At 74.8% G+C, this 21,059-nt stretch carries 24 protein-coding genes, 1 tRNA gene and 1 pseudogene; 16 read left to right on the plus strand and 10 right to left on the minus strand.

Translation table 11 applies throughout. The features are described from left to right. Positions 1 to 90 precede the first annotated feature (90 nt). The 4 genes from CHB98_RS07660 (at position 91) to CHB98_RS07675 (ending at position 4,099) form a co-directional block, all read left to right on the plus strand. On the plus strand, positions 91 to 1,323 hold the full coding sequence (locus tag CHB98_RS07660) for an aldose epimerase family protein (RefSeq protein ID WP_218822289.1): 1,233 nt from the start codon (positions 91 to 93) through the stop codon (positions 1,321 to 1,323). Between the two features lie 160 nt (positions 1,324 to 1,483). Further along, positions 1,484 to 1,981 carry a DUF5994 family protein gene (locus CHB98_RS07665; protein WP_089305015.1) on the plus strand — a complete coding sequence of 166 codons (498 nt, stop codon included), beginning with the start codon at positions 1,484 to 1,486 and terminating at the stop codon, positions 1,979 to 1,981. 575 nt (positions 1,982 to 2,556) lie between these two features. After that, positions 2,557 to 2,898 (plus strand): Rossmann-fold NAD(P)-binding domain-containing protein, encoded by a 342-nt coding sequence (locus CHB98_RS21495; protein WP_179224297.1) that lies wholly within the window; start codon positions 2,557 to 2,559, stop codon positions 2,896 to 2,898. Between the two features lie 106 nt (positions 2,899 to 3,004). After that, positions 3,005 to 4,099: a hypothetical protein gene (locus CHB98_RS07675; RefSeq protein ID WP_089305016.1), complete on the plus strand. Its 1,095-nt coding sequence runs from the start codon at positions 3,005 to 3,007 to the stop codon at positions 4,097 to 4,099. A 54-nt stretch (positions 4,100 to 4,153) separates the two neighbouring features. Here the strand turns inward: CHB98_RS07675 and CHB98_RS07680 are convergent, their stop codons facing one another. Then, positions 4,154 to 5,131 carry a sulfite exporter TauE/SafE family protein gene (locus tag CHB98_RS07680; protein WP_089305017.1) on the minus strand — a complete coding sequence of 326 codons (978 nt, stop codon included), beginning with the start codon at positions 5,129 to 5,131 and terminating at the stop codon, positions 4,154 to 4,156. Positions 5,132 to 5,372: 241 nt separating this feature from the next. Next, on the minus strand, positions 5,373 to 5,921 hold the full coding sequence (locus tag CHB98_RS07685) for a sigma-70 family RNA polymerase sigma factor (RefSeq protein WP_089305275.1): 549 nt from the start codon (positions 5,919 to 5,921) through the stop codon (positions 5,373 to 5,375). 86 nt (positions 5,922 to 6,007) lie between these two features. Between CHB98_RS07685 and CHB98_RS07690 the strand changes: the two genes are divergently transcribed. From CHB98_RS07690 to CHB98_RS07710, 5 genes are read left to right on the plus strand one after another with little or no spacing between them, the layout of a single operon-like run. Continuing rightward, positions 6,008 to 6,652: a zf-HC2 domain-containing protein gene (locus CHB98_RS07690; protein WP_089305018.1), complete on the plus strand. Its 645-nt coding sequence runs from the start codon at positions 6,008 to 6,010 to the stop codon at positions 6,650 to 6,652. Next, positions 6,649 to 8,442: a copper resistance CopC/CopD family protein gene (locus CHB98_RS07695; protein ID WP_089305019.1), complete on the plus strand. Its 1,794-nt coding sequence runs from the start codon at positions 6,649 to 6,651 to the stop codon at positions 8,440 to 8,442. The genes CHB98_RS07690 and CHB98_RS07695 overlap by 4 nt, the downstream gene beginning before the upstream one ends. A 32-nt stretch (positions 8,443 to 8,474) precedes the next feature. Next, on the plus strand, positions 8,475 to 9,221 hold the full coding sequence (locus CHB98_RS07700) for a YcnI family protein (RefSeq protein WP_089305020.1): 747 nt from the start codon (positions 8,475 to 8,477) through the stop codon (positions 9,219 to 9,221). Beyond that, entirely contained in the window at positions 9,218 to 9,865 is a 648-nt protein-coding gene (locus tag CHB98_RS07705; protein WP_089305021.1) for an SCO family protein, read from the plus strand. Before CHB98_RS07700 ends, CHB98_RS07705 begins: the two co-directional genes overlap by 4 nt. Further along, the gene (locus tag CHB98_RS07710; protein ID WP_089305022.1) at positions 9,862 to 10,953 is read left to right on the plus strand and encodes a hypothetical protein; all 1,092 of its coding nucleotides are present in this window, start codon (positions 9,862 to 9,864) and stop codon (positions 10,951 to 10,953) included. Before CHB98_RS07705 ends, CHB98_RS07710 begins: the two co-directional genes overlap by 4 nt. Here CHB98_RS07710 and CHB98_RS07715 read toward each other — a convergent pair. Together CHB98_RS07715 and CHB98_RS07720 are read right to left on the minus strand one after the other, a co-directional pair. Then, the gene (locus CHB98_RS07715; protein WP_089305023.1) at positions 10,920 to 11,732 is read right to left on the minus strand and encodes a phosphocholine cytidylyltransferase family protein; all 813 of its coding nucleotides are present in this window, start codon (positions 11,730 to 11,732) and stop codon (positions 10,920 to 10,922) included. The two genes, CHB98_RS07710 and CHB98_RS07715, sit on opposite strands and share 34 nt — an antisense overlap. Further along, complete coding sequence (locus CHB98_RS07720) at positions 11,722 to 12,840, minus strand: CDP-glycerol glycerophosphotransferase family protein (RefSeq protein WP_089305024.1); 1,119 nt, start codon at positions 12,838 to 12,840, stop codon at positions 11,722 to 11,724. The genes CHB98_RS07715 and CHB98_RS07720 overlap by 11 nt, the downstream gene beginning before the upstream one ends. Positions 12,841 to 13,337: 497 nt before the next feature. On the opposite strand from CHB98_RS07720, the gene CHB98_RS07725 reads away from it, so the two are divergent. Continuing rightward, the gene (locus CHB98_RS07725; protein ID WP_245820996.1) at positions 13,338 to 13,997 is read left to right on the plus strand and encodes a M23 family metallopeptidase; all 660 of its coding nucleotides are present in this window, start codon (positions 13,338 to 13,340) and stop codon (positions 13,995 to 13,997) included. Positions 13,998 to 14,073: 76 nt separating this feature from the next. Next, positions 14,074 to 14,146 (plus strand) — tRNA-Ala (locus CHB98_RS07730). 152 nt (positions 14,147 to 14,298) lie between these two features. Here CHB98_RS07730 and CHB98_RS23005 read toward each other — a convergent pair. Both CHB98_RS23005 and CHB98_RS07745 read right to left on the minus strand, forming a co-directional pair. After that, positions 14,299 to 15,369, minus strand: a pseudogene (locus CHB98_RS23005) (tyrosine-type recombinase/integrase); the annotation flags it as partial. 73 nt (positions 15,370 to 15,442) lie between these two features. After that, positions 15,443 to 15,730: a helix-turn-helix domain-containing protein gene (locus tag CHB98_RS07745; protein ID WP_089305026.1), complete on the minus strand. Its 288-nt coding sequence runs from the start codon at positions 15,728 to 15,730 to the stop codon at positions 15,443 to 15,445. A 368-nt stretch (positions 15,731 to 16,098) separates the two neighbouring features. Between CHB98_RS07745 and CHB98_RS07750 the strand changes: the two genes are divergently transcribed. Continuing rightward, positions 16,099 to 16,335: a DUF433 domain-containing protein gene (locus CHB98_RS07750; protein WP_089305276.1), complete on the plus strand. Its 237-nt coding sequence runs from the start codon at positions 16,099 to 16,101 to the stop codon at positions 16,333 to 16,335. Beyond that, complete coding sequence (locus CHB98_RS07755) at positions 16,332 to 16,691, plus strand: DUF5615 family PIN-like protein (RefSeq protein ID WP_089305027.1); 360 nt, start codon at positions 16,332 to 16,334, stop codon at positions 16,689 to 16,691. Before CHB98_RS07750 ends, CHB98_RS07755 begins: the two co-directional genes overlap by 4 nt. Positions 16,692 to 17,333: 642 nt before the next feature. Here CHB98_RS07755 and CHB98_RS07760 read toward each other — a convergent pair. Then, positions 17,334 to 17,537, minus strand: a complete 204-nt coding sequence (locus CHB98_RS07760) for a hypothetical protein (protein ID WP_089305028.1) — start codon at positions 17,535 to 17,537, stop codon at positions 17,334 to 17,336. A 363-nt stretch (positions 17,538 to 17,900) separates the two neighbouring features. On the opposite strand from CHB98_RS07760, the gene CHB98_RS22675 reads away from it, so the two are divergent. Further along, positions 17,901 to 18,032: a hypothetical protein gene (locus CHB98_RS22675; protein ID WP_281251842.1), complete on the plus strand. Its 132-nt coding sequence runs from the start codon at positions 17,901 to 17,903 to the stop codon at positions 18,030 to 18,032. A 460-nt stretch (positions 18,033 to 18,492) separates the two neighbouring features. On the opposite strand, the gene CHB98_RS07770 is transcribed toward CHB98_RS22675, so the two are convergent. Together CHB98_RS07770 and CHB98_RS21500 are read right to left on the minus strand one after the other, a co-directional pair. Continuing rightward, entirely contained in the window at positions 18,493 to 18,831 is a 339-nt protein-coding gene (locus tag CHB98_RS07770) for a hypothetical protein (protein ID WP_089305029.1), read from the minus strand. 57 nt (positions 18,832 to 18,888) lie between these two features. After that, a complete protein-coding gene (locus CHB98_RS21500; protein ID WP_179224299.1) occupies positions 18,889 to 19,050 on the minus strand; it encodes a hypothetical protein in 162 nt (53 codons plus the stop codon). Positions 19,051 to 19,629: 579 nt separating this feature from the next. On the opposite strand from CHB98_RS21500, the gene CHB98_RS21040 reads away from it, so the two are divergent. Beyond that, positions 19,630 to 19,875 (plus strand): hypothetical protein, encoded by a 246-nt coding sequence (locus CHB98_RS21040; protein ID WP_143425003.1) that lies wholly within the window; start codon positions 19,630 to 19,632, stop codon positions 19,873 to 19,875. Beyond that, positions 19,875 to 20,000 (plus strand): hypothetical protein, encoded by a 126-nt coding sequence (locus CHB98_RS22680; protein WP_281251843.1) that lies wholly within the window; start codon positions 19,875 to 19,877, stop codon positions 19,998 to 20,000. Before CHB98_RS21040 ends, CHB98_RS22680 begins: the two co-directional genes overlap by 1 nt. Before the next feature lie 106 nt (positions 20,001 to 20,106). Here CHB98_RS22680 and CHB98_RS07780 read toward each other — a convergent pair whose 3' ends face one another. Then, a complete protein-coding gene (locus tag CHB98_RS07780; RefSeq protein ID WP_089305031.1) occupies positions 20,107 to 20,625 on the minus strand; it encodes a hypothetical protein in 519 nt (172 codons plus the stop codon). Between the last annotated feature and the right edge of the window lie 434 nt (positions 20,626 to 21,059).

Here is a 21,059-nt window from a genome sequence, read left to right on the forward strand (position 1 = left end):
GGCCGGGCGCACGTCGTCCAGGGCGCGCCCGGCCGTGGCCCCGCCACCGCGCGACGACGCCGGTGGACCGCCACCGACCCCGGAGGCACCGTGCCCGGACAGCTGCCCCTCCCCTTCCGCACCGCGCGCCGCCGCACGCTGGCCGCCGTCCTCGGAGCCGGCCTGCTGGCCGCCGCCCTCGCCGCACCGGCGGGCGCAACCGGCGGCGACGGGCGGCGCGGTGGCGGCGGTGGGGGTCCGACCACGAGCGTCGAGCCGTTCGGTGCCACCCCCGACGGCACGGCGGTCGAGCGCTGGACCCTGAGCCACGGCGACACCACGATGCGGGTGCTCACCTACGGCGGCGTCATCCAGACCCTCGAGGTGCCGGACGGCGCCGGCGAGGTGGGCAACGTCGTCCTGGGCTTCGCCGACCTCGCCGGCTACCTCTCCGAGGACGACCCCTACTTCGGGTCGCTCATCGGCCGCTACGGCAACCGCATCGCCGAGGGCCGCTTCACCCTCGACGGCACGACCCACCAGCTGCCGGTCAACGACGGCCCCAACACCCTGCACGGCGGGCCCGGCGGCTTCTCCGAGCGGGTCTGGACCGCCACCGACGTCAGTGACGACGAGGCGGCCGCCCTGCAGCTGGTGCTGGTCAGCGCGGACGGCGACCAGGGCTTCCCCGGCACGCTGACCACGACGGTGACCTACCGGCTGGAGGCACCGTCGCGGCTGACCGTGCACTACCAGGCCACCACCGACGCGCCGACGGTCGTCAACCTGACCCAGCACACCTACTGGAACCTGGCCGGCGAGGGCTCCGGCGACGTCTACGACCACGAGCTGCGGCTCGACGCCAGCGGCTACACGCCGGTCGACGAGACGCTGATCCCGACCGGCGAGGTCGCCCCGGTGGACGGCACCCCGTTCGACTTCCGCGAGCCCACGCCGATCGGCGAGCGCATCCGCCAGGCCGACCAGCAGATCCTGTTCGGGCAGGGCTACGACCACAACTGGGCGCTGGACCGCGCCGACGACGGCGCCCGGGAGGGCTCCGACAGCGAGGACGCCCTCGAGCAGGCCGCGGTCCTGCACGACCCGGCCAGCGGCCGGACCCTCACCATCTCCACCACCGAGCCGGGCATCCAGTTCTACTCGGGCAACTTCCTCGACGGCACGCTCGTGGGCACCGGCGGCGGGGTCTACCGGCAGGGCGACGGGCTGGCGCTGGAGACCCAGCACTTCCCGGACTCGCCGAACCAGCCCGACTTCCCGTCGACGGAGCTGCGCCCGGGCGAGGTGTACGACAGCACCACGGTCTTCGAGATCACGTCCTGAGCCGGAGGTGCCGTGACCGGTCCATGACCAGCGGTGACGGCGAGCCGGGGGACGCCGACCCGCCCGCGACGCGCGCAGCGGGCCCGGCCCGCCCGGCTGCCTACGTTGTCCTCGGGGCCGTGTGGGCCGGCCCCGGGACCGAGGGAGAGGCACGACGCCGATGAGGACCACCCTGCAGACGCTGGCCGCCGAGGGACACCGGGGCGGGATCGACGTCAGGGTCAGCCTGCGCAGCGACGCGGGGTCCGGTGACGCGGCCTTCGACGGCGCCTGGTTCCCGCGCAGCCGCGACCTCGCCGTCGAGTTGCCCGAGCTGGTGGCCGCGCTGGACAGGCGGGGCCTGCACATCGAGCGCTTCACCTACTCCCTCGACGCCTGGTCCCCGGCGCCGCGCAAGGTCGTCGTCGGCGGGCGGGTGGTGCGCACCGGCGGCTTCCGCAGCATGGACGCCGGCGTGGTGTGCCTGACCTGGGCCGGCGGCACCCGCCGCGCCGACCTGCTCGTCGTCCCCCCGGAGACCGACGTCATCACCGGCGCGCGGGCCCTGCGGCTGTGCACCCGCCGCGGCCTGCCGCGCTCGCCGCAGATGGTGCTGGCCGCCGCCCGGTCGGTCCCGCTGCCGCAGGTGCCGGGCCTGCCCTACACCCGGGCGGTCTGACAGCGGGTCGGACACCGGTCGCCGCGTTCTTCGACCGTCGCGGCGGGCGAGATCGGCGATCTGGTCGCCATACGGCCCGCATGACGGCCAGATTGCCGATCTCGCCCGCTGGCATCGACCCGCCGACCGACTCGGCAACCGCCGTGGAACAGCGCGCGCTGCGCTGACAGTGAACCGGCGGACGGCGGGGGAGCCGACCGGCTGGGCTGAGCGCGTGCGACTGCTCGCCTACGCGACCTGGCCGCCGGGCCCGGTCGGCCCCGAGGACGGCGAGCGGACCTGGTAGACCGACGACGAGGAGTACGGGCCGGTCAAGGCGTACGCCGAGCGGGTGCTCGCCGCGGCGGTGCCCGGCCGGTTCCTCACCGCGCGGGCCGGGCTGATCGTCGGCCCGCACGACCCGCTGCACCGGCTCGGCTGTACGAGGACCCGGCTGCCCCCCACGCCTCGCAGGCTCGGCGTGGGTCCCTGCAGCCGGGCCGGCGCTGGTCGACGCGCGCGACCTCGCCGGCTGGCTGGTGGACGCGGCCGGTCGCGGTGTCACCGGGGCCGTCGACGCCACCGGCCCAGCGGGCATGAGCACCCTGGGCGGCCTGCTCGACGCCTGCCGCGAGGTGACCGGCGGCGACGCGGAGTGGGTGCCGGTGCCGGAGGCCGAGCTGCTCGCGGCCGGCGTCCAGCCGTGGCAGCACCTGCCCCCGTGGCTGCCGGCCGACGTGGCGCGGACGGCGTGGGACGTCGACACCGCCCGCGCCCGCGAGCTGGGCCTGCCCAGCCGACCGCTGCGCGAGTCGGTCGCCGACACCTGGGCGTGGCTGCGCTCCGCGCCGCGGCCCCCGGTGCCGGCGGGCCGTCCCGCCCCCGGGCTGCCGCCGGAGCTGGAGGCCACTCTGCTGGCCGGCCCGGGCGCGCCCTGATGACCAGGTGAGCTGGTCATCGGGGGTCCTGGCTCACCGCCAGCAGTGAGCCAGGGCCCGCAACGGTGAGCCCGGACGGCGCGGGGCACGGGGGCAGACTGCCCGGGTGACCCGCCGCGCCGACGACCTGCTGTCCGGGCCACGCGGCCGGAGGGTGTGCCTGGAGGTCGTGCTCGACGCCGTGGGGGGCGACTGGCGCCGGCTGGTGTGGACGAGGGGGTCGGGCGGCCGGTACGACCCCGAGCAGACCCGGCGGTCGCTGGCCGCCTCCATCGCCGCGCTGGACCTGGCGGCGGTGCGCGCCACCGCTCGGCCGGACGACTGGATGCCCGCCCTGCTGGCAGCCGTCGACGCCGCGAGGTACTGGCAGGAACCCGGCGACGAGGACCGGGCGCTGGCCGGACCGGCGATGGCCGCGGTGCTCGCTCCGCTCGCGGCGGCCGTCGCCCGGGCGCCCGCGTCCCAGTGGTGGGCCGAGCCGATGGCCGCGGACGACCAGCACGCCGTCGCCTTCCGGGACGACGACGAGGCGACACCGGGTGCCCCGCTCCTCACGGGGGCCGGCCCGGCGCTGCGGGAGTGGCGGGAGCAGGCCGCCGCCGAGGAGGACCGGGCCCGCCGGGAGCGGCCGGCGGACCCCCGGGCGGACTGGAGCGGTGAGTGGTGGTCCACGCCCGCGCTGACCGGGCGGGTCGTCACCACCCGGTCCCTGCCCGGCACCACGCCGGCGGAGCCCCGCGCTCCGGTGCGGCTGCCACTCGTCGAGGACGGGATGGGGTGGACCACGGCGCGCAGCTGGCCGGTGCACGTCCCCGGTGACGCCTGCGTGCTGGAGCTGACCGGTCCGGCGGACTGGGTGGCGCTGATCGAGCGGTACCCGCGGGAGGTCACCGCGTCCCGCCGGCACGACTGGTGGCGGGTCGCCGGGTGGGACGGCACCTGGGTCGTCCCGGACTGGGCGGCCGTCGCCGAGGACGTGGACGGCGTGCACCTCACCGTCGACGGCTACCTGTCCACCGCCGGCCGGGCACTGCCGGTCGACGTCCCCGCGCTCGCCGGCCCGGCCCGCACCCTGCTGGCCGGCTGGGACCCGGACGCGACGTGGTGGCTCACGGACGCACCGGCCGGGCTGGGCGCGGCGACCGACTGGCGACGCCGGGACGAGGCCCCGTACTCGACCTGGGTGGCCGCCGGTGCCTGACCCGTCCCCTGGCCGGTGCCCCCGGCCAGCCGGTGGACCCGGACGGCGTGGGGGTCAGTCGCGGGGGTCGGCGGGGCGGCCGGCGGCCACGGTGCGGTCGCGCCCGTCCGCAGGCTCCCCGCGCAGCCGGGCGGCCTGCGCGGCGAGGGCGTCGGCCGACTCGCGGACCCGGTCGCGCCGGTACTCGCGGAGGGAGTGGACGACGGCCGCGGCCCAGACGGCGACGAGGAGCACGTAGACCGCGGAGCGCACCGCGTCGGAGGCGTCGACCCAGTCGCTGCGGAGCAGCGTGCGGGTGTTGGTCAGGACGATGACGCCGCCGACCAGCGAGCCGAGCATCCGCGGTGGGACGTGCCGCACCAGCCACGCCGCGATGGGGGCGGCGACCAGGCCGCCGGCGAGGAGGCCCAGCACCCACAGGACGTCGATGCCCTGCGAGCCGAGGGCGAGCACGAAGCCGAGGCTGGCGGCCACGGCGACGAGGAACTCCGAGGTGTCGATCGAGCCGATGACCGTGCGTGGCTCCATCCGGCCACTGGCCAGCAGCGCCGGCGTGCCGACCGGGCCCCAGCCACCGCCACCGGTCGCGTCGACGAAACCGGCCACCATGCCCAGCGGGCCGAGGAAGCGCTTGCGGACCGGCTTGCCGAGGTGCCGGCGGTCGACACCGCGGAGGGTGAAGCGCACCAGCAGGTAGACACCCAGCGAGAGCAGGACCAGCGACATGACCGGGGCGGCGACCTCGGTCGAGAGATGGGACAGCACGGTGGCCCCGAGGAAGGCGCCGACCGCGCCGGGGATGCCGACCTTGGCGACGACCCTCCAGTCGACGTTGCCGAACTTCCAGTGCGCGAGGCCGGACGCGAGTGTCGTGCCGATCTCGGCGAGGTGGATGGTGGCCGACGCGGCAGCCGGGTTGGTGCCGATGGCGAGCAGCAAGGTGGTCGACGTCACGCCGTAGGCCATGCCGAGGCTGCCGTCCACGAGCTGCGCACCGAGGCCCACGAGGGCGAGCAGGACCAGTGTCTTCACGGGCTGGTTCTCCGGATCCGGGGAGTCCGCGGGCCCGCAGAGAGGCGTGGCGCAGCGCGGGACGTGCGAGGGGAGCGCGGGACGCGAGGGTCAGCAGCCCGGACAGCGCGCGGTGCACACGCGCAGCAGGTCGACGTGGATCCGCCCCACGAGGAGCACCGCCGTCGCCGCCACGGGAAATGTCTACCAGGTCGGTCGGGATAGGCGCCCGGTGCGTCCCGCTGACTGGGACGCCGGCCGCTCAGCCGCGCGCGGCCGCCGCGTCGTCCCCGCCGAGGGCGGCCACCAGGTCCGCCCGCGCCCGCGCCACCCGCGACCGGACGGTGCCCACCGGGCAGCCGGTGACCTCCGCGGCCTCGGCGTAGGACAGCCCGAGCAGCTGGGTGAGCGCGAAGGCCTCGCGCCGGTCGGGGGACAGCCGGGCCAGCAGGTCGGCGACCGCGGCGCCCTCGCCCACCCGGTCGGCGCGGTCGTCCGGGCGGAGGGCCTCGAGGTCGGCGTCCTCCCGGACCAGGGTGAGCCGGCGGCGCCGGCGGGAGCGGACGGCGTCGGCACAGACCCGCCGGGCGATCGACAGCAGCCAGGTGCGCAGGGAGGAGCGGCCCTCGAAGCGGTGCAGCGACCCGAAGGCGCGCAGGTAGGTCTCCTGGGTCAGGTCGTCGGCGGCCTGCCGGTCGCCGAGGGCCGCGCACAGCCGCCAGACCTCGGACTGGGTGGCGCGCACCAGCGCCGCCGCGGCGAGCGGGTCCCCGTCGACGGCGGCGGCCGCCAACCGCTCCAGCTCGTCCACGCCGTCCATCCTCCCCGGTGGCCCGCCGTCCGGGCTGTTGCGCAGCTCACGGGAACCAACCGGGGCGCGGCGACGACCACTCCCTCGTGCAGTGCACCCCGTACCGCGAGGCGGTCTCCGCCCGGCTCGACGGCGAGGCGCCCGGCCTGCCCCCCGGCGAGCTGGACGCCCACCTGGACGCCTGCCCCGGCTGCGCGGCCTGGGCCCGGCAGGCCGAGCTGGTCACCCGCCGCGCCCGGCTGGCCGCCGCCCCGGCCGTGCCCGACCTCACCGCCGCCGTGCTGACCGCGCTGCCCCGCGAGCTGCCCGGTACCGCGGCCGCCGCCCGGGCCCGGCTGGTCACGGCAGCGCTCCGCCTGGCCCTGCTGGCCGTCGGCGTGGCCCAGGCGGCGGCCGCCTGGCCCGCCCTCGTCGCGGGCACCGGGGCGATGAGCGCGCCGGTGCACATGGCCCACGAGACCGGTGCCTGGGGGCTGGCCACGGCCGCGGCGCTGCTCGCCGTCGCCGCCGCCCCGCGGCTGGCCACCGGCGCGCTGCCCTTCCTCGGCACCCTCGTGGCGACGCTCGCCGTCCTCACCGTCGCCGACCTGCGCGCCGGGCACGTGGACGCCGGCCGCGCGGCCGCGCACCTGCTGCTGCTCGCCGGCGCGGCGCTGGTCGCCGCGCTCGCCTGGCGGGGCCGCCGCCGCCGGGCGCTGCCCGCGCTCGGCCGCGAGCGGGTGCCGGCGTGAGGCGCTGGGCAGCGGCGACGCTGGCCCTGCTCGGGCTGTGGCTCGCGGCCGGGGTGGCGACCGCGCCGCCGGCCGCCGCGCACGCCGAGCTGGTGTCGACCGACCCGGCCGAGGGCGCCCGCCTGGAGCAGGCCCCGGCGCAGGTGACCCTCACCTTCACCGAAGGCGTCTCCCTGGGCGCCGGGTACGCCCGCGTCCTGGACGCGGCGGGGGAGCGGGTGGACACCGGCTCGGCCTCGGTCGAGGGCGACGCCGTGGTCGTCCCGCTGCGCGGCGACCTGGCCGACGACGGCTACCTCGTCACCTACCGGGTCGTCTCGGCCGACTCCCACCCCGTCTCGGGCGCCTTCTCCTTCGTCGTGGGTGACGGCGAGCTGGTGCCCGCCGGCGCCGCCTCGGGTGCCGGGGACACCGACCCCGTGGTGGGCGCGGCGCTCCCGGCCGCCCGGTGGCTGGGCTTCGCCGGGTTGTCACTCGCCGTCGGCGTCCCGGTGCTGCTGCTGACCGCCTGGCCGGCCGGGTGGGCCTCCTCCCGGCTGCGCCGCATGGTCACCGGCGGGCTGGCCGCCGTGGTCGCGGGCGCGGTGCTGTCCCTCCTGCTGCAGGGGCCCTACGCGGCCGGCAGCGGGCCCACCTCGATCGCCGACCCGGCCCTGCTGCAGGCGACGGCGGGCTCGGCCACCGGCGCGGCGCACCTGCTGCGCGCCGTCCTGGTCGCCGCGCTGGCCGTCGTGCTGGCCCGGGTGTGGCGGCGGGGGAGCCCGGCACGGCCGGACGTCGTCGCGGGCGGCGTCCTCGCCGCCGCGCTCGTCGGCACCTTCGCCGCGGTCGGTCACCCGGTCGCCGGCCCGCTGCCGGGCCTGGCCGTCGCCGCCGCGGCCGTGCACGTCGCGGCGATGGCCGTCTGGCTGGGGGGCCTGGCCGGGCTGCTCGGCGGCGTGCTGCGCGAGGAGGCCCCCGCCGCGGACCTCGCGCAGGCGCTGCCGCCGTTCTCCCGGCTGGCCGCCGGGTCGGTGACCGCGCTGGTGGTCACCGGGGTGGTGCAGTCCGTGCGCGAGGTCGGCTCGCCCACCGCGCTGGTGACGACCAGCTACGGCTGGCTGCTGCTGGCCAAGCTGGTGCTCGTCCTGCTGCTGCTGGCCGCCGCCGGCGTCTCCCGGGTCTGGGTGCAGCAGCACCTGGGCGTGCGGCGGTCCCGGCCCGCGCCGCGCCGGCGGGTCACCGCGCACGCGTTCTCCGCGGCCTCCGGCGCCGCGGCCGCCGACGAGCCCGGGCCGCACCCGGCGGTGACCTCGGCCGCCGGTGCCCGCGCCGGGGTGCTGGCCGCCGCGGCCGCCGCGGAGCGTCCCGCGCTGCGCCGGGCGGTGCTCGTCGAGCTCGCCGTCGGCCTCGTCGTCCTCGCCGTCTCGGCGGTGCTCGTCGGCACGCCCCCGGCGCGGGCGGACGTGGCCCGGCCGGTCGACGTCACCCTGCCCGTGCAGACCGCCGCGGGGGAGGCCGGCAGCGTGCAGATCTCGGTCGACCCGGCGGCGACCGGCCCGAACACCCTGCACGTGTACCTGCTCGACCCGCAGGGGCAGTTCACCCAGCCCGCCGACATCCGGGTGACGCTGACCGAGCCCGCCCAGGAGCTCGGCCCGATCGACGTCGCCCTGCAGCCGGCCGGGCCCGGCCACTACGTCGGCGACGGCATGGCGATCCCCGGCGCCGGCACCTGGACCCTCGCGGTGAGCGTCCGGCTCGACGAGTTCACCGCCGGCACCGCCAGCACCACCTTCCCCGTGCGCTGAGGTCCCCGGCGCCCCCGACCGACAGGAGAACCGTGCCCACCCCCCCGCCCCGACCGCTCGCCCGGCTCGGCGTCGTCGTCCTGGCCCTGCTCACCGCGCTGGCCGCCGCCGTCGCCGCAGCCGGTGCCGCCGCCGCGCACGTCACCGTCTCCTCCTCCGACGCGACCGCGGGCGGCTACGGCAAGCTCACCTTCCGGGTGCCCAACGAGAGCGACACCGCCAGCACCGTGGCACTGCGCATCTCCATCCCGGAGGAGTCCGCGCTGGCCTCGCTGCGGGCCCAGCCGGTACCCGGCTGGACGGTCACGATGACCACCGCCGACCTGGCCACGCCGTTGCAGGCCCACGGCGAGCAGGTCACCAGCCACGTCTCGGTCGTGGAGTTCCGGGCGGTGGACGGCGGGGGCATCCGGCCCGGCGAGTTCCAGGAGTTCGCGCTGTCCGGCGGCCCGTTCCCGGACGCCGACCGGCTGACCTTCCCCGCGGTGCAGACCTACAGCGACGGCACCGAGGCGGCGTGGATCGAGCCGACCGTCGCGGGCCAGGCCGAGCCGCAGCGCCCCGCCCCGCTGCTCACGCTCACCGCGGCCGCCGACGCCGGGCACGGCACGGCGGGGACGGCGACGACCGACACCGACACCGCCGCCGCGGCGGGGACCGCCCACGGCGACGCCGGCCCGGGCGCGCTGGCCCTGTTCGTGGCCGTCCTCGCGCTGCTCACCGGCCTGGCCGGCGTCGTCCTCGGCTGGCGGGCCGGCCGTCGTACCGTGTCCTCGTGAGCCCGTTCCCCCGCGGCCGGCTGGCCGCCGCCATGCTCTGTGCCTGGCTCGTGCTGGCCGGCTGCGGAGGCGGCGCGGCCGACGAGGCCCACGAGGGCCACGGTGCCGTCGCGCAGGTCGAGGGCCCCGAGGACCGCTACGCCGGGCTGGACCTGCCCGACCCCTACCAGCGGCCGTCGTTCACCCTCACCGGCCCCGGCGGGCAGCCCTACGACTTCGCCGCGGAGACCGACGGGGAGCCCACGCTGCTGTTCTTCGGCTTCACCAACTGCCCGGACATCTGCCCGACGACGATGGCCGACGTCGCCCTCGCGCTGCGCGGCGTCGACCCGGCGCTGGCCGAGCAGGTGCAGGTGGTGTTCGTCACCACCGACCCGGCGTTCGACACCCCGGACGTGCTCGCCGAGTACCTGTCCCGCTTCGACGCCGACCTGCCCACCCGCTTCGTCGGGCTGACCGGCACCCAGGAGCAGATCGACCAGGCCCAGCTGGCCGCCGGGGTGCCGCAGGCGGAGGACAACGGCCGGCTGCACTCCTCGCTGCTGCTGCTGTACGGCACCGACGACCTGGCCGACGTCGCCTTCGACGCGGGCAACACCAGCCGCGACATCGCCGAGGACCTCGCGCTGGTGACCCGGGCGTGACCCGGCGGGCCGCCCGCCCGCTCGTCGTCGTCCTCGGGGTCCTGGCCCTCGTGCTGCCGGCCGTCGTGCTGCTCGCCGCCCCGGCGCGGGCGCACGTCGGCGGCGGGGCCGCCGGCAGCGACTTCGACGCGCGGGTGCTGGCCGTGGAGCCGGCGCTGCCCGGCGTCGCGGTGCGGGTGCTCTCCTTCGGCGACGAGCTCGAGCTGCTCAACGCGACGGCGACCGACGTCGAGGTGCCCGGCTACTCCGGCGAGCCCTACCTGCGCATCGGGCCGGACGGCGTCTGGCGCAACGCCAACAGCCCGGCCACCTACGTCAACCTCGACCGCTTCGGCCGCACCGCGCTGCCCGCGCACGCCGACCCGGCTGCCGAGCCGGACTGGGTGCAGGTGTCCACCGAGCCCGGCTACGTCTGGCACGACCACCGGACGCACTGGATGAGCGAGGGGCTGCTGCCGCCCGCGGTGGCCGCCGACCCGACCCGGGCGCACCGGGTGTCGGCGTGGGCGGTGCCGGTGGTGCACGGCGGCGTGGCGGCGCAGGTGCGCGGCGAGCTCACCTGGAGCCCGCCGCCCCGGGCCCGGGCGGTGTGGCCGGTGTCCGTGCTCCTGGCGCTCGCGCCGGTCGCCGCCGCGCTGCTGGCCCGCGGGCCGCGGCCGCTGGGTGCCCTCATGGCGGTGGGCGGGGTCGCCGCGCTGTACCACGCGGCCACCACGCCGGAGCCCGCGACCACCGTCTCCTCGCACGCCGGCGCGCTGGTGTCCGCCCTGCTGCCGGGGCTGCTCGCGGCCGCCGTCGCGGCCGGTGGCCTGCTGGCCGCCCGCCGGGGTCGCGGCGGGCCGACCGCCCTGCTGGCCGTCGTGCTCGGCTGGCTGCTGCTGGTGCAGGGGCTGCCCGACGTCGACGTGCTCTGGACGGCGAACGTGCTGGCCACCGGGCCGGTGCTGCTCACCCGCGCGACGGTGGCCGTGCTGGTCGCCCTGGGCGCCGGGAGCGTCGTCGGCGGCCTGGTGGCCACCCGGCGCTCCCGGCAGCCCGCGGGCTCCCTCGCCGGTCAGGCCGGGTCGCCGGTGACCGGCTGCAGGTGACCCCGGCCGGCGAACAGCGCGTTGGCGCGCTCCAGGTCGGCCTCGAAGTCCACCTCGACGGCGGCGTGCCGGGAGATGTCCAGCGGCCGGACGTGCAGCCCGGCGGCGGCGATCGCGGTCTCGATGCCGCGCTCGAAGTAGTCCTGCTCCGCGCACGCGGCCAGGTGCTCGACCAGCACCGGCTTGTCCGCAGACGACACGTGGTTGATGCCCACGGCCTCGCCGAGGCCACCGACCACGGTCTTGGACAACTCGGCGATCCAGCCCTCGGCGTCGACGGTGTACTTGACCTCCTCGTCGGCGACGGCGGAGGTGTCGACGCAGACGAAGCTCTCGTCGGCCCGCAGCGCCGGCAGGGCGGTCTCCAGCACCGCCGGGTCGAAGACGACGTCGCCGTTGAGCCACAGCACGCCGCCCGCCGGGGTGACGCGCAGCGCCCGCAGCAGGCTCTGCGAGGTGTTGGTGACCCGGTAGTCGGGGTTGTAGGCGAACCGCACGTCGGGTACCGCCCGCATGACCCGCTCGGCCTCGAACCCGACGACCACGGTGACGTCGACGGCGGGCCCGAGCACCGAGCGCAGCGCGTCGAGCTGGCGCTGCAGGATGGTGCGCCCGTCGTGCAGCGGGGTCAGCGGCTTGGGCCAGGGCCGGCCCAGCCGGGTGCCCATCCCGGCGGCCAGGATGACCACCTGCACCGGGAGGTCGCCCAGGCGCGGGCCCGGGGCGGCGTCCGCCGGCCCGGTCAGATCAGCGGCGGTGGTGGCGCGGTCAGCGAGCACGGTCGTCCCCTCCTCGGGTGGTGGTTCCGGCGGCTGCTGCCGACGGGGTGAGCAGGTCGAGGACGCGCCCGGTGGCGTGCCCGTCCTCGAGGTGGCAGAAGGTCTCCCGGAAGCGGGCGTACCGCGCCGCGTGCGGCGCCGTCGTTGCGTCCAGGTCGGCGAGTGCGTCGACGAGCTCGGCGCTGGTGGCCAGCACCGGCCCCGGTGCGACCTCCTCCAGGTCGACGTAGAAGCCGCGCAGGTCGTTCCGGTAGTGGTCGAGGTCGTAGGCGAACAGCAGCACCGGCTTGCCCGTGACGGCGAAGTCGAACATCACCGAGGAGTAGTCGGTGACCAGCACGTCGGCGGCCAGGTACAGCCCCGCCGGGTCCGGCTCGGCGGAGACGTCGAGCACCGGGATGCCGGCGGGCAGGTCGAGCCGGTCGACCACGATGTTGTGCAGCCGGACCAGCAGGACGTGGTCGGCGCCCAGCCGCGCAGCGAAGGCGTCGAGGTCGATCCGCAGGTCGGCGCCGGAGCCGCCGGTGCCGTCGAGCACCTGGTCGTCGCGCCAGGTGGGGGCGTAGAGCACCGCCGTCGTCCCCTCGGCGAGGCCCAGCCGCGCGCGCACCCGGGCCCGGACGGCGTCGCGGTCCGGGCTGCTCAGGACGTCGTTGCGCGGGTAGCCGGTCTCGTGCACCGGCCCCCGGAAGCCGAAGGCGCCGCGCAGCCGCTCGGTGCTCCAGGCGTTGGGGGACAGCAGGTGGTCCCACCGGGCGACGTCACGGTCGGCGGCGTCCAGCCAGCCCGGCCGGAACGGGGCGTCGTGGTGGATGCGCTTGAGCGGGGTGCCGTGCCAGGTCTGCAGGTAGGTGGTGCCGGGGGACTTGTCCCACGGCAGGGACAGGCAGTCGTTGGCGACGACGACGTCGGCGGCCTCCAGCGCCGCTCGGGCGTCCGGGGTGCCGTGCTGGACGGTGTGGACGCCGGCCGGGAAGGCGTCGTGGGTGGCGGGGGTGCACAGCCAGGTGTGCGTGTCGGTGCCGGCGCCCCGCGCGAGGACACCCTCGTAGAGGGCGCGGGGGTTGTCGGCGTAGAGGCCGCGGAAGCAGGACCAGACGAACCTCACCGCCGGCGGCCCTGGCGGGGGCCGCCCAGCAGGCGTCCACGTGTGGTCATGCAGCATCCGGTCCTTCTCGTGGCGAGCGGTCTGCCCCCTTCGGCGGTCCTGGCCGGGCCGGCGGTCTCTGCCGCAGGTGAACAGGAGCCCTCGACCGGGTGGTGCAGCAGCGACAACAACTACACGCACAGGGGGCCGGCCGTCGAGTCCGCAGCTCGGGACCGATACCCGATCGAGGCCCGCCCGGCCGGCGACCGGCGTCCGGCGCGGGTGTGCCCGACGTCACGCCCGGCGAGTCCCGAGCCGACACGCCGTACGCATGGTCACGGACTCATCACGGGGTGTTTGGATGCCTCCCTACCCACTCGGGCCCGGCGACGGGCGTTCTCCCCCCACGAACGGGCAGGTGCATGGCTGGTCGGCGTTCCGCGGCGCGCCCCCGGGACCTCCGGGTCCCCCGGACCCCCCGGTCCTCCCGGGCGGTCCCGGCCCCGCGCCGCGGCCCGATGCTGCTGGCGGCGCTGGTGCTCGGCGGCCTGGTGGCCGGCGTCACGGGTGTGTCCAACGCCTCGGACGCGCCGGCCGGCCCGACGTCGGTGCTCGCCGCGCAGATGGAGCTGGTCACCGCGGGCGACGACGTCGAGACGATGCCCATGGCCTCGATCACCGTCGCGGAGGCCGAGGCCCGGCTGGCGGAGGTCGCCGCCTCCCGCGCCGAGCGGGCCGCCGCCGAGGCGGCCGCGGCCGAGGCGGCCCGGGAGGCCGCGCGGCCCAAGGCGGTGCTGCCAGTGGCGGGCGCCCGCTTCACCAGCGGCTACGGCGCCCGGTGGGGCACCTTCCACCACGGGATCGACCTGGCCGCGCCGATGCGCACGCCGGAGTACGCGGCCATGGACGGCGTCGTGCTGCGGGCCGGCTCGGCCAGCGGCTTCGGACTGGCCGTCTACGTGCTCCACGAGAACGGCGACGTCACCGTCTACGGCCACATGGACTCCATCCTGGTGGAGCCCGGCCAGTACGTGGAGGCCGGCGAGACGATCGCCCTGCTCGGCAACCGCGGGCAGTCGACCGGACCGCACCTGCACTTCGAGGTGCACCAGGGCGGGATGGACGGCAAGCGCATCGACCCGGTGCCGTGGCTGGCCGCGCGCGGCGTCGACATCTGAGCCGACCCCTGCACGGGCCACCGGGCCGGGGCCTGTACAGTCGTCCCCGGTCCGGACGCACCGGAACGGGCCGCGCGGGGCTGTGGCGCAGCTGGTAGCGCACCACACTGGCAGTGTGGGGGTCAGGGGTTCGAGTCCCCTCAGCTCCACCCCGATGACCAGGCCGTTCTCCTTCGGGGGAGCGGCCTGAGTCGTCTCTGGTTGCAGTTGTGGTTGCAGTTTGCCCACCCTTACCTGGCAGCAGCAGGGCGCTCATCCGATCGGCCGCTTCGCGGGCCAGGGCCGGCATGACGTGGCTGTAGATGTCCATCGTGGTGCGCATCTGGCTGTGGCCGAGCAGCTCCATGACGACCCGCGGGTGCACGTTCTCGCTGAGCAGGAGAGTGGCGGCGGTGTGCCGGCCGTCGTGCAGGCGGACGTGGCGGACGCCGGCTTTGTGGAGCAGGCGGGTCCAGTCGTCGTAGTCGGTCTTCTTGTCGATCGGCCGGCCGTTGGGCTGGGCGAAGACCAGGTCCTCGTCGTGCCACTCGGAGCCGGCCAGCATCCGCTCGCCGAGCTGGCGGGCCCTGTGCTCGTGCAGGGCACCGACGAGCGGCAGCGGGAGAGCAAGGGTGCGCTGGCTGCGGCGGGTCTTGGGCTCCTCGTAGATCAGCCCGCCGCGGACCCGGTGGATGCTCCGCCGGACCGTCAGCGTGCCGGTGAGCAGGTCGATGTCCTTCCACTGCAGCGCGAGGGCCTCGGACTGCCGCAGACCGAGTGCGAGGGCCACCGTCCAGCGCGCGGAGTTGCGCACGTGAGCCGCGGCGCCCAGGACGGCCCGGGCCTCGCCGAGGTCGAGGGCGGTGGCGAGGTCGCTCTGCTTCTGAGCGGGTGGATCGACGAGCCCGGCCACGTTGCGGGCGACGTGGCCACGTTGCATGGCGACGGTGAGCGCTCTGGACAGGAGGCGGTGATGGCGCAGCACGGTGGCGGGGGAGTAGCCGGCATCGAGGAGCGCTGTGTAGAGCTGGTCGAGGTGCTCGGGGCGCAGCCGGTCGAGGCGGTGCCGTCCGACTCCGGGGATCAGGTGCTTGCGGACGGCGGACTCGTAGCTCTCCAGCGTCCGCTGCCGCACCCGGCGCGGGGCGATGGTGGTGAGCCAGTGCTCGAGCCACCACGCGACCGTCGGGGTGGACGTCTCGCTGACCGTCCCGGTGTCGCGCTGGCGTTCGAGCTCTCGGACCTTCGTGACCACGACGCCGCGGCTCTTGCTGCTGACGTGCCGGCGGTCGAGCTTGCCGGCGAGCGTGAACCCGACGGAGACGTAGCCGTGCCAGCGCCCGTCGGCGCCCTTGTAGATCGTCGACTCGCCGTTCGACGCGCGTGTCGCCATCGGTCACCTCTGGGTCGTGGGCTGGAGGTTCAGTCTCGTCGAGCGCTCGGCTGCGGGCGGGAGCCCTGGGGAGTCACGCCGCGTCTGGGGACTCCGGGCCGAGCTCGAAGAGTCCCCGCTGGTCCGTGCTGGCCCGGGTCCGTCGCCGCGCGCGAGGGGCTTCCAGGCCGCGGACGTAGCGCTCGAGCTCGGCCCGGGACAGCCGGCAGCTGCGGCCGATGTGCACCGGGCGCAGGTCGCCTGCCTTCATGAGGGCGTAGATCGTGGTGCGGCCGACGCGGAGCACCTCGGCGGCCTCCTCGGGCGTGAGCAGCAGCGAGTCGCTGGACACCGGCTCCCGATGTCGCTGCACGTCGCCCATGTCGCCCTCCTCGTCGGCCGACCTCGTGCGCCGGCGTTCGTCGCGGCAGCCCGCCTGGAGAAGGCGCCACCTTCGGCCGATTGGTGACACTGCACGGCGAAGTTCCTGTCTTTCTCCGGTTCTCCTGCAGTTCGGGCCTTCGATCACCGGGGGCGGCGTCCTTCGAGTCCCTCGTCCTCCCGGCTTGCTCCGGTGTGTCTCCGGTATTCCTCCGGTACGTCGAGGGGCGCGGGCGGTGTCATGCGATCGCTGGCGTTCGGGCGGTCACCGGTCGCAGCGCAAGCATCGAGGGTCCGGCTCGACGAGGCCCGCACGGTCCGGGGCTCGGCGTGCTGAGCTTGGTTGGCGGGCACGGGCACACTGGGCGCATGAGTTCCGACCGGCTGGGGTTGATCAGCACCGATCCGGCCGTGCTGAGCGGCCAGGCGGTGATCGCCGGCACCCGCGTGCCGGTCAGCGTGGTGCTCGACTGCCTTGCCGCCGGGATGAGCACCGAACAGATCGTCGAGGAGTACCCGACCCTGACCTCCGAAGGCGTGCAGGCCGCCGCCGCTTACGGGGCGCTGCTGGCCCGCGAGGAATTGGTCCCGCTGGGCCCCGAGTGAAGGTCAAGCTCGACGAGAACATCCCTCGTTCAGCCCGCCAGGTTCTCATCGCCGCCGGACACGATGTCGACACCGTCGTCGACGAGGACCTCGCAGGTGCAACTGATCCGCAGGTCGTGGCCGCTGCGGCGGCTGTCGGACGCCTGTTGATCACGTTGGATCGGGGACTGGGCGACATCCGGGCGTACCCGCCGGGTAGCCATGCCGGCATCCTGGTGCTTCGCCCGTCTGACCAGTCGGTGCAAACCGTGGCCGCTGCGCTCGCGGAGGTGGTCGCGGGTCACGACCTGACCACGCTGGCCGGCACGGTCACCGTCGCGCAACGCGGCCTGCTGCGTATCCGCCGTCTCCAATAGCGGCCGAACCGCGCTTGGTCCGGCCACACGCATCGTGTCCGGCGTCCACGGGCCTGTTGGTGTCGTCGATCGGCTGGGAATCTCGGACACGTCCTGGTCCACGGTTGCTGACACGTCCTCGGCGAGTCGCCTCCGCGGCAGCGCAATCTGAAACCGGCCACGGGCCTCCGCAGCGCCGCACGCCTCGGCCAGCGTGTTCGATCCTTGCCTGGAACCCCTTCTTCCGCTCCCCTCTCGGCTGCCCAACCGGACAAGATCACGAGCCGACACACCTCATGCACCCAGGACTGCGCAATCCGTTGTGACGAGTGGCTGACGACGGGGGTGGTGACAGAGGTGCCGTCAGCTGCCGGACGGCATGCCGCGCGGGCGTAAGCGGGGCGCGTTACCGCTCGCGCCGGGATCGGTGCGCTTCCTGGCGGGGCGTGTGCTCGGCCAGAGGGCCGGCCGTCCAGCAGGGCCGGGAGGCACGTCGCCAGCGACGGCCAGTGGCGCCGATCGGGGTACGTCGAACCGGTCGGGTCGTACCGCCCCCCTCATCTACGTCACCCCGTTGGCTTCCCGCTCAACGACTCCTGTCCCGACGTCACCGTCGACGCCTGTGCCCTACAGGAGCAGTACGGCAGCTCCGGCTCCGGGCACTCACGGGAGGTCGGGCGCGCCGCTCCAGCGGGCCCGCCGCCGGTAGGACTGCAGGACCGGGTTCAGTGCCCGGCCGAGGGCGGGCAGGTCTCGGTCGTAGACGCGGCCGTCGTCCAGTTGACCGGCGAGCTCACCGAGCAACCTCGGCCAGTCCCGGCGGGTCGGATCGAGGGGGACGCGGACTTCGACCCACCGCTCGACCACCCGTACCGCCGTACGGCCCGAGGTCGTCGCGCGGCTCTGTTCCCAGGCTCTATGCCGGCATGTGGCCGAGCACCACTTCGGGATCGGGCCCCGGCTGCGCGGAGTGATCGGTCCGCCGCACCATCCGCACGTCGTCGCGGCGGTGCGTCGTTCCGGCCCGTCCGCCGCTGGGGCGGCCCGGTCCGAACGGGGGCGGTCCACCGGGGCGTGCTGGCGTTGCTGGCGGTGTTGTTGCTCGCGCGCCCGCCGTCGGGCCCGGTACTCGGAGTGCCGCTGGTTCCCATGTCCCTGAGGGTGCAGGCGTTTCCCCGGTAACCCGTCACCACGAGTTCCCGAGCCCGAGATGCAAGACGTGTGTGGCACATGATCTTGGTTCATCTCCAGAAGCGACCAGGAGAGGATGGCCCGGTGGAGCAGCGCACGAGGATCGACGTGGAGGCCCGGGTCGAGCGGGTCTGGGAGGTGCTGCGCGAGGTCGAGCGGCGCCGACGGTGACCTCGGTGCGACGTCTGGATGACGGGCCGCTGGCCGTCAGGTCGCGGGTCTGGGTGAAGCAGCCGCGGATCTCCCGACCGAGTACGTGGTGGCCGAGCTTGAGCCGAGCCGCTCGTCCATCTGCGCGGCCGCCGGCCCAAGCGTCCGCACGACCGCTCGACACCTGCTCGAGGAACTCAACACCGGTGGCATGCGCGTGACGCTGCGGTGGAGCAGGCCGGGCCCGTGGGCGTGGTGAGGGGTCGGTGCTACCGCCGGCTCACCTATCGCTCGCTCACCACCGAGGCCGAGGGGATTAAGGCGGGGAGCGAGGGACGGGGGTGACGTCCGGCCGTGCGTGGGTCGCGGGGGCGGGTGATTACCTGCGAGGAGTCCTTCGACCTCCCGGAGGCAAGGTCTATGCACAGGTTGTGTCTGCAGCTTGACGAGTGTGCTGTAGGTGACCAGCGCATTGAGCTAGCTAGGGCTGTCGGTCCTCCGTCCGAGGTCGTCGCTCGATGGCAGCTCCAGCGATTCCAAGAGCGACCTGGAACACCGTCGCCAGCAGGAGCAGGATCCGCATGAGGCTCGCGTCTTCGGCAAAGCCCCCGAGCGCCATGAGAGCGAGGGTGATTGAGGTAAGAGCTAAGACGGATGCCGAGATGAGTCCGCCCCTCGTGGCCATACGGTCAAGCCGCCGCATCCGCTCGGTGCCTGCTCGAATTTCCAGGCGCAGCACCAAGAACTGCCCGGCGAGAACGATCGGCACGATGGTCAGGACCGCGACGTAGAAGTCCGGGTATTCCGGCGGCGGGTGCACGCTCGTCAGCGTCCCCGACGCTCGCCCCGCCCCCAGACGACAGGCCGACCGGTGGGGTCAGCGCCCATGGAGCACCGTCCCCATCAGGGCGGCCAGGTCAAGCGAGTCCGTAAAGATGGCAGTCACGGTCACTGCCGTCGCGGTGATGGCCAGCTTCACCACCGGCTGCCAGCCACCCCCCTCCGGTGACTTGCTCGGGTTCCGGTCCCGGTGTTTCATCGACCGCGTCTCCTCGTGTCTAGTCCTGATCGGTGGGAGACAAGGACGGGTCTCCTGTTGCAGCAGGAGGCCCGTTCGCGTGTGCGAGCGGACCCGTCGACCCGTCCTCACCCTCTGTCGATCGGTAAATGCGGGGGCACGTACCGCTGAGGACGTTAGGAAGAGCGGACGGACCCGTCCAACGCTGGTGTGGGCCCGCTTCTGCACAACTTATGGACAAGTTGGTGGACACAGACGTGTCGACATGTGGAGACGGCGGGGGGCCCGCCCCGCGTCATTCGCATCGGGCCGCTGAACTGCGCGGAGGCCGCGCACCGGGTGTGGACGAGAAAAATCCCGAAAAGTCCGGTGTCTTCGCCTCGGCGTGTCGCTGGGGACAGCGGATCTGGGGACAACTAACCGGCGGGACAGTGCCCCAGGGGCAAGGCCTGGCGCAGTGAGACAGGGAAGACCATGGGCGACTCTGACCGCAGATCAAGGTCGCGCCCTGCTACGTCAGGCCCGGCGTGAAGTCGCCGTCACCTTGCCGGGGCGTCATCCCTTGACGACGCTCAGGCCCGGAGCGGAGCGTCCCGGACCATGCCTGAGCCGTCCCCGGACCTCACCTCAGCACCCACGTACTTCGAGCTGGTTGAACCGTCCCTGACCGCTGCCGACGGCCGCCGCATGTGGCGGCTGACCGAGGACGTCCGGCTGAAGATCCACCCGAACGGCCGCATCGAGATCACCGACAGCACCCGGCGGAGTTCGACGTCCGGAACCGGTCCACCCGCTGGGGGACGGCGGTCCACCTGGTACCCCGGCCGGACGCGGCCTGACGACTGATGACCACCCCAGAACAGCCTGAGCGGCCGTGGTGGCGCAGCTGGCGCACCTGGTGGGGCTTCACCATCGGGCTGGGCGTGTCCTGGCTCGTCTCGCTGACGCCGGACTCGTGGTGGGGCGGCTGACCTCCGAGCCCCATCTACACCGGGCCCGCTGTCGTACTGACGGCGGGGCCCGGTGCTGTCCCGCACCCTGGCGGGCATGGCCGCCGACCCGCTGCCGGACGCGGCACTAGTCGATGCTGCCGTCCTCCCTGCGAACGGGCATCGAGGGGAGCGGGAACTCGCTGTATCGCCCATCCTCGCCGACTCGCCTCGGCAGCAGCGACCCTCCGAGCCACTTGAAGCCAGCTTGCTGACCCGCAGCCACCAGCCCTGCCGCCAGCGCCTGACTCACCGCCGCATGCATCTGCTCATTCTGGTTCGAGTAGGGCATCATCCCGGGCTCGCCAGCCTCGTCACGGCCCCAGTCCATGGTGTAAGCGGCTGCCTGGGTCGGGTCAGTGACCTCGACCTCGAAGTCGTAGACAAGGCGCAGGAACCGCCGGGGTTCGGCTCCGTGGATTTCTTCAACAGGGTCCATGGGTTGAGCTTGCACGCTCCGTCGGGCAGTCGCCGGAGGCCGACTCTGGCGTGTCCAGAGCCCGGCGGGGGCGCTATACCTGTCCTCCAGCTCGCGGAGGACCCGGCGCTCCTCGGCCGCGACGCGCATGTCCAGCCGGTCGGCATCGGTGTACCAGCGGATGGTCACGCCGGGAGGCTCCTCGGGTCGGATGTCTGGACTCAAGCTCGATGAGGCCGCATCCGTGTTTCTGAATGGCCCGCTTAGCGACGCGACGGGCGACGGACCGCCGGACATTGCTGGCTCATCATTGATGTGGGACCGCGGTCCCTCTGGGGCAGGGAGATTGGACCGGGGGCCGACCCTCACCTGCCCTGGAACACAACGCCGCTACTCTGGCGTCCTCGCCGTAGGGTCCTCCGATGGCGAGAAAGCTACTCAGGTGCATTCTGGGCACCCCTTCCCACGTGCGGCAGCACCCGGCCGGTGAGCGGCTGCAGGGACCTCGCCCTGAAGTCTGTAGCCGATGTAGCAAGCGCCGCGGCAGCCCCCTGAGCGTGCGGGTTGCACAACCCACGCTCCTACCTAGATTGTGACCGGGCAACTACGCGCCAGGCGACCCC

Origin of the sequence: Geodermatophilus pulveris, assembly GCF_900188375.1 — a bacterium.
Lineage (GTDB): Bacteria > Actinomycetota > Actinomycetes > Mycobacteriales > Geodermatophilaceae > Geodermatophilus > Geodermatophilus pulveris.

Coding starts and splice junctions, on each gene's coding strand:
- CHB98_RS07665 (WP_089305015.1), top strand. CDS start 1,484: ATGAGGACCACCCTGCAGACGCTGGCCGCCGAGGGACACCGGGGCGGG.
- CHB98_RS21495 (WP_179224297.1), top strand. CDS start 2,557: ATGAGCACCCTGGGCGGCCTGCTCGACGCCTGCCGCGAGGTGACCGGC.
- CHB98_RS07725 (WP_245820996.1), top strand. CDS start 13,338: ATGCTGCTGGCGGCGCTGGTGCTCGGCGGCCTGGTGGCCGGCGTCACG.
- CHB98_RS07745 (WP_089305026.1), bottom strand. CDS start 15,730: ATGGGCGACGTGCAGCGACATCGGGAGCCGGTGTCCAGCGACTCGCTG.
- CHB98_RS07750 (WP_089305276.1), top strand. CDS start 16,099: ATGAGTTCCGACCGGCTGGGGTTGATCAGCACCGATCCGGCCGTGCTG.
- CHB98_RS22675 (WP_281251842.1), top strand. CDS start 17,901: ATGATCTTGGTTCATCTCCAGAAGCGACCAGGAGAGGATGGCCCGGTG.
- CHB98_RS21500 (WP_179224299.1), bottom strand. CDS start 19,050: ATGAAACACCGGGACCGGAACCCGAGCAAGTCACCGGAGGGGGGTGGC.
- CHB98_RS21040 (WP_143425003.1), top strand. CDS start 19,630: ATGCCTGAGCCGTCCCCGGACCTCACCTCAGCACCCACGTACTTCGAG.
- CHB98_RS22680 (WP_281251843.1), top strand. CDS start 19,875: ATGACCACCCCAGAACAGCCTGAGCGGCCGTGGTGGCGCAGCTGGCGC.